At 70.2% G+C, this 14,839-nt stretch carries 13 protein-coding genes; 4 read left to right on the top strand and 9 right to left on the bottom strand.

Going from position 1 to position 14,839, the window contains the following annotated elements; translation table 11 throughout:
- Positions 1 to 55: 55 nt before the first annotated feature.
- Positions 56 to 424, bottom strand: coding sequence for a hypothetical protein (locus tag ABZ464_RS17445; protein WP_359277368.1), 369 nt, complete (start codon positions 422 to 424; stop codon positions 56 to 58).
- Between the two features lie 354 nt (positions 425 to 778).
- On the opposite strand from ABZ464_RS17445, the gene ABZ464_RS17440 reads away from it, so the two are divergent.
- From ABZ464_RS17440 to ABZ464_RS17430, 3 genes are all read left to right on the top strand, one after another.
- Positions 779 to 1,306, top strand: a complete 528-nt coding sequence (locus tag ABZ464_RS17440) for a universal stress protein (RefSeq protein ID WP_055632286.1) — start codon at positions 779 to 781, stop codon at positions 1,304 to 1,306.
- 162 nt (positions 1,307 to 1,468) lie between these two features.
- Positions 1,469 to 2,032, top strand: a complete 564-nt coding sequence (locus ABZ464_RS17435) for a GPR1/FUN34/YaaH family transporter (protein WP_359277365.1) — start codon at positions 1,469 to 1,471, stop codon at positions 2,030 to 2,032.
- 217 nt (positions 2,033 to 2,249) lie between these two features.
- Positions 2,250 to 3,092, top strand: a complete 843-nt coding sequence (locus tag ABZ464_RS17430; protein ID WP_359277362.1) for an FkbM family methyltransferase — start codon at positions 2,250 to 2,252, stop codon at positions 3,090 to 3,092.
- A 55-nt stretch (positions 3,093 to 3,147) separates the two neighbouring features.
- Here ABZ464_RS17430 and glmS read toward each other — a convergent pair whose 3' ends face one another.
- Positions 3,148 to 4,965, bottom strand: a complete 1,818-nt coding sequence (gene glmS, locus ABZ464_RS17425) for a glutamine--fructose-6-phosphate transaminase (isomerizing) (RefSeq protein WP_359277359.1) — start codon at positions 4,963 to 4,965, stop codon at positions 3,148 to 3,150.
- Positions 4,966 to 5,004: 39 nt separating this feature from the next.
- Positions 5,005 to 5,262, bottom strand: coding sequence for a hypothetical protein (locus tag ABZ464_RS17420; protein ID WP_133911795.1), 258 nt, complete (start codon positions 5,260 to 5,262; stop codon positions 5,005 to 5,007).
- Positions 5,263 to 5,448: 186 nt separating this feature from the next.
- Between ABZ464_RS17420 and ABZ464_RS17415 the strand changes: the two genes are divergently transcribed.
- Positions 5,449 to 7,011, top strand: coding sequence for a metallophosphoesterase family protein (locus ABZ464_RS17415; RefSeq protein ID WP_359277356.1), 1,563 nt, complete (start codon positions 5,449 to 5,451; stop codon positions 7,009 to 7,011).
- A gap of 76 nt (positions 7,012 to 7,087) precedes the next feature.
- Here ABZ464_RS17415 and ABZ464_RS17410 read toward each other — a convergent pair whose 3' ends face one another.
- The 6 genes from ABZ464_RS17410 to desA all read right to left on the bottom strand — a co-directional run bounded on the left by ABZ464_RS17410 (position 7,088) and on the right by desA (position 14,702).
- A complete protein-coding gene (locus ABZ464_RS17410) occupies positions 7,088 to 7,981 on the bottom strand; it encodes a DUF4429 domain-containing protein (RefSeq protein ID WP_359277353.1) in 894 nt (297 codons plus the stop codon).
- A gap of 23 nt (positions 7,982 to 8,004) precedes the next feature.
- Complete coding sequence (locus ABZ464_RS17405; RefSeq protein WP_359277350.1) at positions 8,005 to 9,555, bottom strand: RICIN domain-containing protein; 1,551 nt, start codon at positions 9,553 to 9,555, stop codon at positions 8,005 to 8,007.
- Between the two features lie 135 nt (positions 9,556 to 9,690).
- Entirely contained in the window at positions 9,691 to 11,460 is a 1,770-nt protein-coding gene (locus tag ABZ464_RS17400; protein WP_359277347.1) for an IucA/IucC family siderophore biosynthesis protein, read from the bottom strand.
- Entirely contained in the window at positions 11,457 to 11,990 is a 534-nt protein-coding gene (locus tag ABZ464_RS17395; protein WP_359277344.1) for a GNAT family N-acetyltransferase, read from the bottom strand. Before ABZ464_RS17395 ends, ABZ464_RS17400 begins: the two co-directional genes overlap by 4 nt.
- Positions 11,987 to 13,276 carry a lysine N(6)-hydroxylase/L-ornithine N(5)-oxygenase family protein gene (locus ABZ464_RS17390; protein WP_359277341.1) on the bottom strand — a complete coding sequence of 430 codons (1,290 nt, stop codon included), beginning with the start codon at positions 13,274 to 13,276 and terminating at the stop codon, positions 11,987 to 11,989. The genes ABZ464_RS17395 and ABZ464_RS17390 overlap by 4 nt, the downstream gene beginning before the upstream one ends.
- Complete coding sequence (gene desA / locus ABZ464_RS17385) at positions 13,260 to 14,702, bottom strand: lysine decarboxylase DesA (protein ID WP_359277338.1); 1,443 nt, start codon at positions 14,700 to 14,702, stop codon at positions 13,260 to 13,262. Before desA ends, ABZ464_RS17390 begins: the two co-directional genes overlap by 17 nt.
- Positions 14,703 to 14,839: the final 137 nt, after the last annotated feature.

The raw sequence follows: 14,839 nt of genomic DNA, 5'->3' as shown, positions 1-14,839 counted from the left end.
ATGCACAGGAGGCGGAAGTTGGCTGAAAAGCACCGGTCCGGTGCGTGAAAACCGGTCAACCGGCCGGTGAGTTTCCCCCGGAGTGACGACCGCCACGATGGGACCCCGTTCCGGTGCGCTGCCGGCGCCCCCGGTGATGCGCCTGCGGCGCGTGTTCCCCGGCCTCCGCCCCTGCAGTCGCCGCCGTCTCCTCCTCGGCGAGCAGCCGGGCCGCGCCCCGCTCCGACTGCCTCAGCAGCAGCCGGCAGACGGCCGTGACGGCGGCGAGGCCCAGGGCGGTCCCGGTGGCGCCGGCGAGGGAGGTGCCGTACCAGAGGAGGACCACCGGCACGAGGACACAGGAGAAGGCGGCCCAGCGGATCAGATCGGTGGTCGTGCGCTCGCTGCCGGGACGGGGGGCGGACGGCGGGCGCGACGGGGCCATGGGGCGGGTTCCTCCGTGGGGCGGCGGGTGGGGCGGTGGGTGGTGCGCGGCCGGGGCGGTCCCGGCGCACGGTGCTCAACGCCGACGGGGGCGGAGGGTCACTCCGCACCCCCCTCCGATCGGCCACGGGTAAGTGAATCCTGTGCAAACCGCCTGTACCGGGCAGCAACCATTGCGTTACGGGCGCCCCCTCGTGCATGCTCCCTGGAACCCCCACCGAGGGTGCTCGGGGTCTGGGCGTAGGAGGAGTGGCGCCGTACCCTTGGGGGTATGGGGTTGGGAAGACAATTCCCGGACACAGCTCCGACGCTCAAGCCGTCCAACCCATACAAGGATCGATACGCCGAGACAGCCATGGCCGGTCACGAATTCTTCGAACCCGCGGACCGCAAGCGGCCCGTCGCCGACCCCACGGCGGCCGAGCCCCTGGCGGCGGAAGAAGCACGCCCCACCTGCGATCCCGCCTTCAAGCACGGCGTGGTCGTCGGCTTCGACGGCTCCACCTCCAGTGAACGCGCGCTCGCGTACGCCATCGGCATGGCCCACCGCTCGCGCGCGGGCCTGATCATCGTCCATGTCGCCAACCGGCTGCCCACGACCGTGTGGGCGGGCTGCGAGCCGCCGGTCTTCGTCGACGTGCCGGACCACCGCACCGAGGTGCTCGGCCTCGAGCTCGCCTGCGCGGAATACCTCGCCGAGGTGCCGTGGATCCTGGTCGAGCGCGGCGGTGACATCTGCCACGAACTCGAAGAGGTGGGGCGGGAGTACGAGGCGGACGCGATCGTCGTCGGCTCCACGCACGGCATCGTGGGCCGTATCTTCGGCTCCGTCGCCGGACGCCTCGCGAAGCGGGCGAAGCGGCCGGTCATCGTCATCCCGTAGCTCTCCCACGGTTCTTCCGAGCTCTGCCGCCCCTCCTGCGTGCTCCCTTCGTACGGTGTCCGCGCGCCCCCCGAATTCGCTTGCTCCCGCAGGTGTTTGTGCCCTTGTGAAGGGCATATATCGGTCACCGCGCATCGCACAACCGCATGAAGGGAGCCCGCCGTGGACAATGATGTCTCCGCGGGAAGCACCACCACGATCGTCGGCCGACTCGCCCTGGGCATCACCCTGTTGGCGTTCGGACTCGGGTCCACCGACCTGCTCGACGGCGTGACGACGGCGGACGCCGTGACCATCGCTCACTACATCGGCGGCGTCGCCCTGTTCGTCGCCGGCCTGCTGGCCCTCCGAGACCGCGATACGGCGGGCGGTACGGCCTTCACCGTTCTCGGCGCCTTCTGGTTCACCTGGGCCGTCTCCGCCGGCTCCCAGGCCTCCGACAACGCCGCCGGACTCTTCCTGCTCCTGTTCGCCCTCGTGGTGCTCTCCCTGACCGCGGCGGGCGGAGACCAACTCACCCGTGGGACCTACGGGTTGTTCCTGGTGGCGCTGGTGCTGATGGCCGTCGCCGCGTTCGCCGGCAACGACTCGCTCACCAAGGTGGGCGGTTGGTTCGCCGTCGCCGCGGGAGCGGTCGCCTGGTACGCCGCCACGGCGGCGATGGCCCACTGGCCCACCGCGCTCCCGCGACGGGCTGCCGGCCGCGGTGTGACGGCCGCCGGCTGAAACGGCAGCCGACGCCGGGGAGTTCGGGCAGCCCCCGGCCAACCGAGCGGACCCCCGCGGCCGATGGCGTCGCGCGGGGTCCGTTCTCTGTTCGGCGTTCCCTGTTCCCCGCCTGGAGTTCACCCCTCCGTCGCCTTCGACGCCAGGCTTGTGATCAGGTCTTTTTCAATGTCGCGAAGCCGATGACAGAACCTGACCCCCGCTTTAGCATCGCCGGATGCGTATGTCCCAGCTCCACGAAGCCAACGCCCGCATGCTGGCCCACGCACCATCCGTCCGGCCGGTCTCCACGGGTGACATCATCCGCACCCACCGCAAGAAGTTCCCGTACCGCGGCTTCGCCGAGATCGACTCCCCGTACTGTCCGCCGTTCGTGATGTTCTGCATGAACGACGACGCGGTCGCCCTCGACACCCTGTGGAACGGCGGGTTCGGCTACGAGCCGGGCACCCTCTCCACCTGGTCCCGGCTGGCCGCCCGGAGCACGACCGTCGCCGACGTCGGCGCCCATGTCGGCTACTTCTCGATGATCGCCGCCCTCGCCAACCCCGGGGCGAGGATCCACGCGTTCGAGCCGGTGGACATGATCCACGCCCGGCTCTCGGAGAACGTCCGCGCGAACGGCGTCCAGAACGTCAAGCTCCACCAGGCCGGGGTGTCCGGCGAGGAGGGCTGGGCCGAGATCAGCGTCCGCTTCTCCGGGAACCTGCTGTCGACGGGCTCGACCCTGGAGCACGCCGCCGCCGACGCCGAGCTCAAGCGGATCCGGCTGCGCACGCTCGACGAGGTCTTCGCCGACACCAGGCTGGACCTGATCAAGATCGATGTGGAGGGGCACGAGCCGGCGGTCCTGCGCGGGGCCCGCCAGGTGCTCAAGCGCGACCGGCCGACCGTCATGCTGGAGGCCCTGCGCGACGCGCCCCTGGAGACCCTGACCGCGGAGTTCGACCCGCTCGGCTACGACTGCCACTGGGTCACCGAGGCCGACGGCACCCTGGTGCCCTGGCACGAGCCCCGGCCCCCCAAGACGCGCAACCTGATCTTCACCCCGCGGGGATGAGAACGCGCCGGGCGATCCCTCACGCCCGGCGCGCTGTTTCCCGTACCGCCGACTGCTACTCGACCGTGACCGACTTCGCCAGGTTGCGCGGCTTGTCGATGTCGCGGCCCAGGGCCTTCGCCGTGTAGTAGGCGAGGAGCTGGAGCGGGATGCCCATCAGGATCGGGTCGAGCTCGTCCTCGTTCTTCGGGACGACGATCGTCCGGTCGGCCTTCTCCTGGTGCTCGTGGGCCACCGCGAGGATCCGGCCGCTGCGGGCCTTGATCTCCTCCAGGGCCGCGCGGTTCTTCTCCAGCAGGTCGTCGTTCGGGACGATCGCGACCGTCGGGAGCGCCGGCTCGATCAGGGCGAGCGGGCCGTGCTTGAGCTCGGAGGCCGGGTAGGCCTCGGCGTGGATGTACGAGACCTCCTTGAGCTTCAGGGAGGCCTCACGGGCCACCGGGTAGCCCCGGACCCGGCCGATGAAGAGCATGGAGCGGGCCTCGGCGAACTCCTCGGCCAGCTTCTTGATCTCCTCCTCGTGGGAGAGGATCTCCGCGATCTGCCCGGGCAGCTTGCGCAGCCCCTCGATGATCCGCTTGCCGTCGCGGACCGAGAGGTCGCGGGTGCGGCCGAGGTGCAGGGCGAGGAGGGCGAAGGCCACCGTCATGTTGGTGAAGCACTTGGTGGAGACGACGCAGACCTCGGGGCCTGCGTGGACGTAGATGCCGGCGTCCGCCTCGCGGGCGATCGCCGAGCCGACCACGTTCACGACGCCGAAGACCCGCGCGCCCTTGCGCTTCAGCTCCTGGACGGCCGCCAGCACGTCGTACGTCTCACCGGACTGGGAGACGGCCACGTAGAGGGTGTCGGGGTCGACGACCGCGTTGCGGTAGCGGAACTCGGAGGCCGGCTCGGCGTCGGCGGGGATCCGGGCCAGCTCCTCGATCATCTGGGCGCCGATCATGCCCGCGTGGTACGAGGTGCCGCAGCCGAGGATCTTCACGCGGCGGATCTGGCGCGCCTCGCGGGCGTCCAGGTTGAGGCCGCCGAGGTGCACGGTGGAGAAGCGGTCGTCGATGCGGCCGCGCAGCACGCGGTCCACGGCGTCGGCCTGCTCGTGGATCTCCTTGTGCATGTAGGTGTCGTGGCCGCCCATGTCGTAGGAGGCGGCCTCCCACTCCACGGTGGTGGGCTCGGCCGTGGTGCGGGTGCCCTCCGTGGTGTAGGTGCGGAAGTCGTCGGCCTTGAGGGTGGCCATCTCGCCGTCGTCCAGCGTGACTATCTGACGGGTGTGGGTGACCAGCGCGGCGATGTCCGAGGCGACGAACATCTCCTTCTCGCCGATGCCGAGGACGACCGGGGAGCCGTTGCGGGCGACGACGATCCGGTCCGAGAAGTCGGCGTGCATGACGGCGATGCCGTACGTCCCCTCGACGACCCGGAGGGCCTGGCGGACCTTCTCCTCCAGGGTCTCCGCCTGCGAGCGGGCGATGAGGTGGGTGAGGACCTCGGTGTCGGTCTCGGAGAGGAACTCGACGCCGTCCGCCTCCAGCTTGCGGCGCAGGTCGGAGGCGTTGTCGATGATGCCGTTGTGGACGACGGCGACCTTGCTGTCGGCCGACATGTGCGGATGGGCGTTGACGTCGGAGGGGGCGCCGTGGGTGGCCCAGCGGGTGTGGGCGATACCGGTGGTGCCCTTGAAGCGCGCCGGGACCTTGGCCTCCAGGTCGCGGACCCGGCCCTTGGCCTTGACCATCTTCAGACCGGCCGTCTTCGGCGAGGTCACGACGATGCCGGCCGAGTCGTAGCCGCGGTACTCCAGCCGCTGCAGGCCTTCCAGCAGCAGCGGGGCCACGTCACGCTTCCCGATGTATCCGACGATTCCGCACATATAAGAGGTATCCCCAAGCTTTCCTGTGGCTTTTTTCTGTCACCCGTAGACGATGCGCCGCAGCTGCCGGATGGACAGCTCCGGCGGCGCGACCGCCCGGTACTGAAGGTCCGCCGCGATCCGTTCGAAGATCTCCGCGTTCACCAGGCCCTCGGCCTGCAGCTCGCGGTGGCGGCGACGGACGTAGTCCTCGGTCGTCTCGTCGAAGAAGGCGAGCACGTCCTGGATCACCCGCAGCGCCTCGCCCCGCTGGAGGGGCGTGGACCGCGTCAGATGATCAACCAGTTCGTCGTGCACCCGGTAGATCCTGAGGTACGCGAGCGGGTTTCGCAAGAAACCTGCCCGATTTCGGGCAGGGCCCTGTTAAGAGGTCTTGGGGGAACCTTGAATGTGTTATGAGCGCCTGTTCGCGAACCGTCCATTTGGCGTCTTGCGGTCCGTCGCCCGGGGCGACGAGTTTCAGACGTCATGGACACTCCTCGCATGGGCGTACCCGACCAGCTCGCCGAGCGCATGAGCATGGCCGAGCAGCACGAGTACCTGCGCGCAAGATTCTCCCGGCGCACGATGATCAGGGGCGGCGCGGTCACCCTGGGCGCCGTCACCGGTGGCGCGTTCGTGACCGGGGCCACGGCCCAGGCCGCCGTTCCCACGCAGCCCCTGTCGCACACAGAAGAGGTCGACGGCTCGCTCGTCGCCCCCTTCGGCCGTCACCTCGCCTGGGGCAACGACCCCCGCACGGAGATCACCGTCTCCTGGCAGGTCCCGGTCGCCGTGAAGAAGCCCTTCATCCGCATCGGCGCCCACCCCTGGGACCTCTCCCGCAAGATCGAGGCCGAGGTCCGCACGCTCTACACCCCGGCCGGGGTCGGCGCGTCCGGCGACCACACCCAGTACTACCTGCACGCCAAGCTCACCCACCTGCGCCCGGGCCGTACGTACTACTACGGCGTCGGCCACCAGGGCTTCGACCCGGCCGAGGCGCACCTGCTGGGCACCCTGGGCACCTTCACCACCGCCCCCGCCCACAAGGCGCCCTTCACCTTCACCGCCTTCGGCGACGAGGGTGTCAGCTACCACGGCCTGGCCAACAACAGCCTCCTCCTCGGCCAGAACCCGGCCTTCCACCTGCACGCCGGTGACATCGCCTACGCCGACCCGGCCGGTCAGGGCAAGACCGCCGACACCGGCTTCGACTCGCGGATCTGGGACCAGTTCCTCGCCCAGACCGAGTCCGTCGCCAAGTCGGTGCCGTGGATGGTGTCGTACGGCAACCACGACATGGAGGCCTGGTACTCGCCCAACGGCTACGGCGGCGAGGAAGCCCGCTGGAACCTCCCGGACAACGGCCCGGACAAGAAGAACCTCCCGGGCGTCTACTCCTTCGTCTACGGCAACACGGCGGTCATCTCGCTGGACCCCAACGACGTCTCCTTCGAGATCCCGGCCAACCTCGGCATCTCCGGCGGCACCCAGACCACCTGGTTCGAGGGGCAGCTGAAGAAGTACCGCGCCGCCAAGGACATCGACTTCGTCGTCGTGTTCTTCCACCACTGTGCGTACTGCACCTCCACCGCCCACGCCTCGGAGGGCGGTGTCCGCCAGGAGTGGGTGCCGCTGTTCGACAAGTACCAGGTGGACCTGGTCATCAACGGCCACAACCACCAGTACGAGCGCACCGACGTGATCAAGGGCAACACGGTCACCAAGAAGCTCCCGATCGGCGGCACGGCCTACCCCGAGACCGAGGGCGTCGTCTACGTCACGGCGGGCGCGGCCGGCCGCAGCCTGTACGCGTTCACCGCCCCCGACTCCTACGAGGGCCACCTCAACGAGGTCGACTCGGTGGCGTCCTTCATCAACACCAAGGACGGCAAGGTCAACGAGACCGTCGCCTGGTCCCGGGTCCGCTACCTGAACTACTCCTTCCTGCGCGTGGACGTCACCCCCGCGCCGAAGGGCCACTACACCACCCTGAAGGTCCAGGGCATCGCCGAGACCGGCGACCGCATCGACCACTTCACGGTGGCCCGCAAGGCCAAGTAGCACAGCCGTACGCCCGGAAGGCGGGGCGTACCGGCCACGCGCCAATCCTCCCCCCGGCAGGCGGTCCTCACCGGCGTCACAAGCGCTTGAGGACCGCCTGTTTGGCGAGGGTGAACTCCTCGTCCGTCAGCACCCCGTCCCGGTGCAGCGCGCCCAGCTCCCGCAGCCGGCGCAGCAGCGCGTCGTGGTCGTCGTCGGCCCGGGCGGCGGGGATCTGCGGCTCCGGGCCGGACAGCGGCACGGCGGCCCCTACGGCCTCCCCGGGGGCGCCGGCCGGATGCGGCAGCCGGGCCTGCACGGCCGCCGCGACCAGCGCCATCAGCGGATCCTTCTTGAAGCCCCACAGCTCGACGGCGTTCGGGTCGTACTTCGGCGGCGCCTTCGTGGGCGCGTGGCGCACCGTGAACCGCAGATGCCCGTTCTCCAGGCCGACCGCCGGCTGCCACTCCACGCCCACGACGTCCTCGACCCGGATCGTGCGGGTCCCGGCGGCCGCCTTCGCGTCCTCCGTCTTCCAGTTCCACTCCAGCCGTACGTGCTCGCCGTCGAAGCTCGCCGTGCCGTCCCCGGCGGAGAAGGACAGCGGCACGGCCGGGCCGGGCAGCAGATACCCGTCCACCGGACCGGCCGGCACCCGGTCCAGCAGCAGCGCGTGCCGCACCTCGTCCACGAAGTACTCGGCCACCCCGTACCGGTCGGCGTCGACGAGCAGCTGATACGGGTCGTGCGGTTCGGTGAGCCGGCCGCCGGTGGCGTGCAGCAGCGGATCGGCGCCGTCCCGCAGCCGGAGCCTGAGCCGCCCGGTCCGCTTGCCCTGCTCGAACGAGATCCCCGCCAACGCCCCCAGCGGGACCACGAGTTCGCCGAGTTCCTTGCGCAGCAGCCCGACCCCCTTGTCGCGGCCCGGCGTCAGCCGCAGCGCGTCACCGTCGAAGACCCAGGTGCCGTCCTTCTGGAGGATTTCCGCCATGGGGTGATTCTGACACCGGGCCGTCAGAGCCCCAACGCGTTCGCCGTCGCGTCGTCGACCCCGTCCAGGGAGAAGCGAACTGCCTTGCCCGCCGCGGGAGTCGACCGCATCCGGACCTCTCCGGAGCGCACCCCGAGCGCGATCCGCGGATTGTCCTGGCAGACGACGGTGAACGCGTCCTCGCCCGCCCGCTCCACCAGGAACGCCTGGTCCTCCGGGAAGGGCGCGTCGGCCTGGTCGTAGGCGCACGGCCGCTGCTGCATCCCGTCGCCCGCGACCCGCTCGCCCGCGATGTCCAGGCAGAGCTTCGACGCGACGTTCACCAGGGCCACCGCGCCGCCGTCCAGGGCGACGACCCGCCACTGCTGGGCCTCGCGGCCGTCGCAGGCGGCCAGGACGGGATCGGGGGCGGGCACCGGGCCCTGGGTCGGGTCCGCGGACGCGCCTCCCGTCGGGCCGGTGACACAGCGCCCGTTCGCCACGCTCTTCAGGACGACGGGGACGACCGCGGCGGCGGAGGCGCCGGACGCGGAGGGGGACGGCGACGCGGTACCCCCGGTGGCGCTCGCGTCCGGGGTGACCTGTGGCTCGGCGCCCTCGGCGGGGTCGGAGCCGGACAGCTGCCGCAGGACGGCGGTGGTGAGGAGGGAGGTCAGCACCACGGTGACCGCCACCATGAGCACCGACCGTCTGCGCCGGCCCGGCGCACGGGAGAACGCCTCCTGGGCAGGCGAGGCAGACGCGTCCGGCGTGGCCGACGGGGCCCCCGGTCCGGCCGACGGCCCCCGCCCGGCAGCCCGCCCCGCGACCCGCCCCGCCGACCGGGCCTTGCGGTAGGCGGCCCCGCCCCACACCAGCACCTGGTCCACCAGCAGCCGCCGCGCCTCCTCCGCCTCGCCCGAGGCGAGCGTGCGCAGCTGCCGCAGGTCGTGGGCGCAGAACCGGCAGATGTCGAGGTGCTGCCCGAGATCGGCGGGGGCCTCGCGGTGCGTGCCGCGGGCGATCGCGCCGAGCATGCCGCCGTAGTGGAGGCATCTCGGGTCGGCGGTGCGGTCGGCGCGCACCCGCAGAAACGTGTCGACGAGCCGACCGCGCGCCGACTGCGCCAGGGACTCGGCGAACTCCTCGGTGGTGCTCAGCAGCCGGGCCGCCTGCGCCGACTCGCCCTCCTCGGCCAGACACAGCCACAGCGCGGCCCGTGACTGGTCGGCGAGCTGCTCGAAGGCGGCCAGCAGGACCGAGCTGTGCTCCACGCGGCGCAGGGTGTCGACCGGGCCGAAGTTGTCGGCGGCCCGCCGCGACCAGGCGCGGAACTCCGGGCGCAGCAGCGCCGCGCGTTCGTCGCGCAGCCAGCCGTGGGCGGTGCGGCGGACGTCGGCGAGGAGGGCGGTGCGCAGGGCGGGGCCCGGTCGCCGGGGGCCGCGGGTGAGGACCTGGGCCGCCAGGTCGGTGGCGTCGCGCGGCCTCGCGCAGAAGGCCTCCGCGTAGGCGTGGACCGCCGGGGCGTGTTCCGGGAGGATCCCCGGCCCGGGCTGTGGGTGGTGCGGGGCTTGCTGTGCGAGGTGCTCGGACATGGTCGGTCTCCCCGAAGGAGCGGGCACGGCAAGGTGAGGACCGTAGTGCCGCTCCCTGTGGGGGGTCTGTGGTTCCCCCCGGAGACGCCGACGGGTTCCCCCGAGGACCGTACTCGGGGGAACCCGCCGTCTTGATCAGAACCCTGTGACGGGATTTTTCAGGGTGCCGATCAGCTGGAGGGCGCCCGAGGGGTCGCTCAGGTCCACCATCTGCCTGTTGTCGCGCAACTGGAGCCGGTTGAGGCAGGACAGGGCGAACTCGGGGGCGAACATGTCGTACTGGCGGAACTTGTCGGCGAGTTCGGGGTTCGCCTCCTGGTAGGCGCGGGTGACCTCGGCGACCGTGCGCCAGAAGTCGTCCTCGTCCAGGATCCCCTCGGTGGCGAGGTTCGCCGCGAGGAAGCGGAAGAAGCAGTCGAAGACGTCCGTGAAGATCGACAGCAGTTTCTTGTCCTCGGGCACCTCGACCCGGATGCGCCGCACCTCGGGCGGCAGCACCGCGTCCGGGTCCAGGACGGCGATCTCCTCGGCGATGTCCTTGTAGACCGCCCGCTGCACGATCCCGTCCCGCAGCACCAGGATGGTGTTCTCGCCGTGCGGCATGAAGACCAGGTCGTAGGCGTAGAAGCTGTGCAGCAGCGGGGTGTAGTACGCCTCGAGGTAGTGGCGCAGCCACGCGGCCGGGGCGAGCCCCGACTGCTCGACGAGCGCGCCGGCCACCGACTTCCCCTCGTGGTCCACATGGACCAGGGCGGCCATCGTCGCGAGCGACTCGCCGTCCTGGAGGGAGGGCACCGGGCTCTCGCGCCACAGCGCGGCGAGCATCTTGCGGTACGGCGAGTAGCGGTCCGTCGCCGCCTCGTACTCCAGGTGCCGGTAGCCGACGGCGGCCCGCTCCCGGATGATCGACAGGCCGGTCGACTTCAGCACCGGGTCGTTCTCGACGAGCTGGGCCAGCCAGTCGTTGATGGCGGGCGTGGCCTCCATGTAGGCGGCGGAAAGCCCGCGCATGAAGCCCATGTTGAGGACGGACAGGGCCGTCTTGACGTAGTGCTTCCCGGGGTGCGAGGAGTTGAAGAAGGTCCGGATGGACTGCTGGGCCAGATACTCGTCGTCGCCCTCGCCCAGGCACACCAGGTTCTTCCGGGCGACCTCGGCGGAGAAGGTGACGGTGAGCTTGTTCCACCACTGCCAGGGGTGGACGGGGATGAGGAGGTAGTCGGCGGGGTCGAGATCCTGCGTGCGCAGGATCCCGTCGAACCGCTCGACGGTGGCGGCGCCCAGCTCCTCCCGCAGGAAGCTCTCGTACTCGATGCCCACACCCGCCGTGAAGGCCGCCCGTGACCGGTGGGCGGCCAGCCACACCAGCCGGACCGGGCTCGCGGTCTCCGGGGCGTACGACAGGTAGTCGTGGACGCCGAAGCCGAGCCGTCCGTTGTTGGCGACGAAGCAGGGGTGGCCCTCGGTCATACCGGTCTCGACCGCCTGGAAGCCGCTCCTGACCAGCTCGGCCGAGGTGACCCGCGGCTTGGTGAGCTTGTAGCAGGTGCCGGAGAGGGTGGAGGAGATCTCCTCCAGGTAGACCGGCAGGATCTCGTCGCTCAGCCCGAGGGCCTGCTTCAGCTCGATGAAGAAGTCCAGTGCGGCGAGCGGGAGTTCGGCGCCGTCGCGGGTGCGGGCGATCGAACCGGCGTCGACCTCCCAGTGGTCGAGGGCACGGCGGACGGCGGTGAAGCGGTAGGACGTCAGACCGTCGTCGCTGCGGACGACGTACCGCCCGTCCTGCTCCTCGGGCGTGATCAGCCGCTCGTGCGCGAACTCCGCGAGGGCTTTGCGGACGAGCAGGCGGTTGGCCTTCTCCCAGCGCTCGGGGGAGAGGTGGGCCACGGCGTCGGAGAGACTCACGCGGCCACCCCCGTCGCGGCGAGGAACCGTCCCCGGGTGCAGAAGCTCAGCAAGGCCCTTTTCTCCGGCTTCTCGATCTCGCGTGCGGCGACGAAGCCGACGGCCTCGTTTAGGGCGTGGACCGCCGTGTTGGCGACGTCCGGCTCGACGACGACCCGCTCGACCGCCGGGTCGTCGAAGAGGTGCGCCATCACGGCGGTGATGACCGCGCGGGTGAAGCCGTGCACGGGCGTGTCGGTCGCCGGGGTGAGGAAGTGCATGCCCACATCGCCCGGCAACGGCTCGTACAGGCCGACCAGTTCACGGTGGACGGGGTCGTACTTCTCCATCAGGAAGACCGGGGTGCCGTCCTCGTCGAGGCCGAGCAGCGCGTGGTGGTGCGGGTCGGCGGCGACCTCCATGTAGGCGCGCTCGACGTCCACCAGCGAGGCGTCCTGCATCATCCAGTAGGCCGCTTTGGGATGCGTCACCCAGGAGTGCAGCAGCTCGGCGTCCCGGAGCGGGTCGAGCGGGCGGAAGGTGAAGGTCATACGGCGAACTCCTGGAACGCGATGGTCTTCTCGACCGGGTAGTACTCGCTGCCGAGCAGCTCACGGATGATGGAGCTGTTGCGGTACGGGCCCATGCCGAGGTCGGGGGACGTGATGGAGTGCGTGTGCACGCCGGCGTTCTGCAGGAACACGCCCCGGCCGGTGGTGTCGATGGCGTAGTTGCGGGCCACGTCGAAGCGGCCGTGCTCGTCGAAGCGCAGGCGGTCGCGGACCGGGGCGAGGAAAGCCGGCGGCTGGTAGTGGTAGCCGGTGGCCAGCACCAGGCCCTCGGTGGCGATCTCGTAGTCCTTGCCCTGCTCGTCCTGCCGGAAGCCGAGCCGGTAGTGGCCGTCCTCGTAACGGGCGCTGTTCAACGTGGAGTTGGTGAGCAGCCGGGTGGGGACGGGCCGGTCGCCGTGCTCGACGTTCTTCTGGTACAGCAGGTCGAAGATCGAGTCGATCAGATCCGAGTTGATGCCCTTGAAGAGGCCCTTCTGCTGCTTCTCCAGCCGGTAGCGGGTCTCCTCGGGCAGCGCGCGGAAGTAGTCGATGTAGTCCGGGGACGTCATCTCCAGGGTCAGCTTGGTGTACTCCAGCGGGAAGAACCGCGGGGACCGGGTGACCCAGTTGAGCTGGTAGCCGTGCACGTCGATCTCGGCGAGCAGCTCGTGGTAGATCTCGGCGGCGCTCTGCCCGCTGCCGACGATCGTGATGGACTTCTTCGTTTGGAGCTCGGCCTTGCGCCGCATGTACTCGGCGTTGTGGAACAGCCCGCCCGCAAGGCCCCGGCAGACCTCCGGGACGTACGGGGTGGTGCCGGTGCCGAGGACCAGCCGACGGGCGCGGAAGACGTGCCCGTCCGTGGTGCGCACGGCGTACAGCGCCTCGCTCTCGTCGTACGTCACCTCGGCGACGGTCGTCGAGAAGCGCACGTTGCTCAGCTTGCCGGCGGCCCAGCGGCAGTAGTCGTCGTACTCGACGCGCAGCGGGTAGAAGTTCTCGCGGATGTAGAACTGGTAGAGCCGCCCCTTCTCCTTCAGGTAGTTGAGGAAGGAGTACGGCGAGGTCGGGTCGGCCAGGGTGACCAGGTCCGACATGAACGGCGTCTGGAGGTGGGCGCCGTCGAGGAACATGCCGGCGTGCCACTCGAAGTCCGGCTTGGACTCCAGGAACACGCCGTCGAGTGCGTCGATCGGCTCGGTGAGGCAGGCGAGGCCGAGGTTGAAGGGGCCGAGCCCGATCCCCACGAAGTCATAGGTGCGGCTGGCTTCACGAAGCGCGGTCAAGGGACTCTCCCAGGTACTGCTCGGCATGGCCGGCGATCAGGTCGAGGACGGCGGCGATGTCGGCCGCGGTCGTCTCGGGGTTGAGCAGGGTGAACTTCAGGTAGTGGCGGCCCGCGACCTTGGTGCCCGCGACCACCGCGTCACCGGAGGCGAACAGGGCCTTGCGGGCGTAGAGGTTGGCGCGGTCGATCTCGGCCGGGTCGGTCACGGCCCGCGGGATGTAGCGGAAGACCAGGGTGGACAGCGAGGGCCGCACGACGACGTCGAAGCGCGAGTCGGCGGCCAGCAGGCCCCAGCCCTCGACGGCCAGGTCGCACACCTCGTCGAAGAGCTGTCCGATGCCGTCGGCGCCCATGGTGCGCAGGGTCATCCACAGCTTGAGCGCGTCGAACCGGCGGGTGGTCTGCAGGGACTTGTCCACCTGGTTGGGGATACGTTCCTGCACCATCCGGCGCGGGTTCAGGTACTCGGCGTGGTAGGTGGCGTGCCGCAGCGTGGCCGCGTCCCGGACCAGCACGGCCGACGAACTCACCGGCTGGAAGAAGGACTTGTGGTAGTCGACGGTGACGGAGTCGGCGCGCTCGATGCCGTCGATGCGGTGCCGGTACTTCTGGGAGGCGAGCAGTCCGCAGCCGTAGGCCGCGTCGACGTGCATCCAGGTGCCGTACTGGTCGCACAGCTCGGCGATCTCGGGCAGCGGGTCGATGGAGCCGAAGTCGGTGGTGCCGCCGGTGGCGACGACGGCCATGGGGACGAGACCGGCCTTCTGGCAGCGCTCCAGCTCATGGGCGAGCGCGACGGTCTGCATCCGCTTGTCGTGGTCGACGGGGATCGACACGACCGCGTCCTGCCCCAGCCCCAGCAGTTTCGCGGACTTCTTCACGCTGAAGTGGCTGACCTCGGAGGCGAAGATCCGCAGTTTCGCCAGGCTGTCGGTCTTGGCCTCCTCGCGGGCGAGCAGCAGCGCCTGGAGATTGCTCTGCGTGCCACCGGAGGTGAACACCCCGTCGGCGGCCGGGCCGAGGCCGATGCGCTCGGTCGTCCAGTCGATCAGTTTCCGCTCGATGAGCGTGCCGCCGGCCGACTGGTCCCAGGTGTCGAGGGAGGAGTTGACGGCGGACAGCACGGCCTCGCCGAGCACGGCCGGGATGACGACCGGGCAGTTGAGGTGGGCGAGGTAGCGCGGGTGGTGGAAGTAGATCGCGTCGCGGAGGTAGACCTCCTCCAGCTCGTCGAGCACCGCGGCGGTGTCGTACAGGGGCTGGTCGAGGTCGATGCCGTCGATACGGGGGGCGAGGGCGTCGACCGTGACGCCGGTGAACGGACGGTCGGTGGCGGCGAGTTTGGCGGCCACCCGCTCGACTCCCTCGGTCACGGAGCGGCGGTACTGCTCCGCGGTGGTGTCGTTGAGCAGGTGCGAGCGCATGGGGAGCCTTCCGGGGGTGGGGACGGGTCCGCTGCGGGACGGACTGAGGGGCGGAGCCCCGGGTTCAACTTAGGTTAGCCTAACCTAATTTATTTCCCGGGGGCTCCGCCCCTCTTATGACGGTGATCACGTCACGC

The organism is Streptomyces sp. NPDC005820, from assembly GCF_040630255.1.
Taxonomy (GTDB): Bacteria; Actinomycetota; Actinomycetes; order Streptomycetales; family Streptomycetaceae; genus Streptomyces.
The sequence above is the reverse complement of the archived record's forward strand: the minus strand, read 5'-3'. Positions and strand labels throughout refer to the sequence as shown.

Bases quoted from the DNA above. Each gene is read 5' to 3' on its own strand.
- glmS (WP_359277359.1), bottom strand. From the start codon at position 4,965: ATGTGCGGAATCGTCGGATACATCGGGAAGCGTGACGTGGCCCCGCTG.
- ABZ464_RS17430 (WP_359277362.1), top strand. From the start codon at position 2,250: ATGCGTATGTCCCAGCTCCACGAAGCCAACGCCCGCATGCTGGCCCAC.
- ABZ464_RS17410 (WP_359277353.1), bottom strand. From the start codon at position 7,981: ATGGCGGAAATCCTCCAGAAGGACGGCACCTGGGTCTTCGACGGTGAC.
- ABZ464_RS17415 (WP_359277356.1), top strand. From the start codon at position 5,449: ATGGGCGTACCCGACCAGCTCGCCGAGCGCATGAGCATGGCCGAGCAG.
- desA (WP_359277338.1), bottom strand. From the start codon at position 14,702: ATGCGCTCGCACCTGCTCAACGACACCACCGCGGAGCAGTACCGCCGC.
- ABZ464_RS17395 (WP_359277344.1), bottom strand. From the start codon at position 11,990: ATGACCTTCACCTTCCGCCCGCTCGACCCGCTCCGGGACGCCGAGCTG.
- ABZ464_RS17405 (WP_359277350.1), bottom strand. From the start codon at position 9,555: ATGTCCGAGCACCTCGCACAGCAAGCCCCGCACCACCCACAGCCCGGG.
- ABZ464_RS17445 (WP_359277368.1), bottom strand. From the start codon at position 424: ATGGCCCCGTCGCGCCCGCCGTCCGCCCCCCGTCCCGGCAGCGAGCGC.
- ABZ464_RS17440 (WP_055632286.1), top strand. From the start codon at position 779: ATGGCCGGTCACGAATTCTTCGAACCCGCGGACCGCAAGCGGCCCGTC.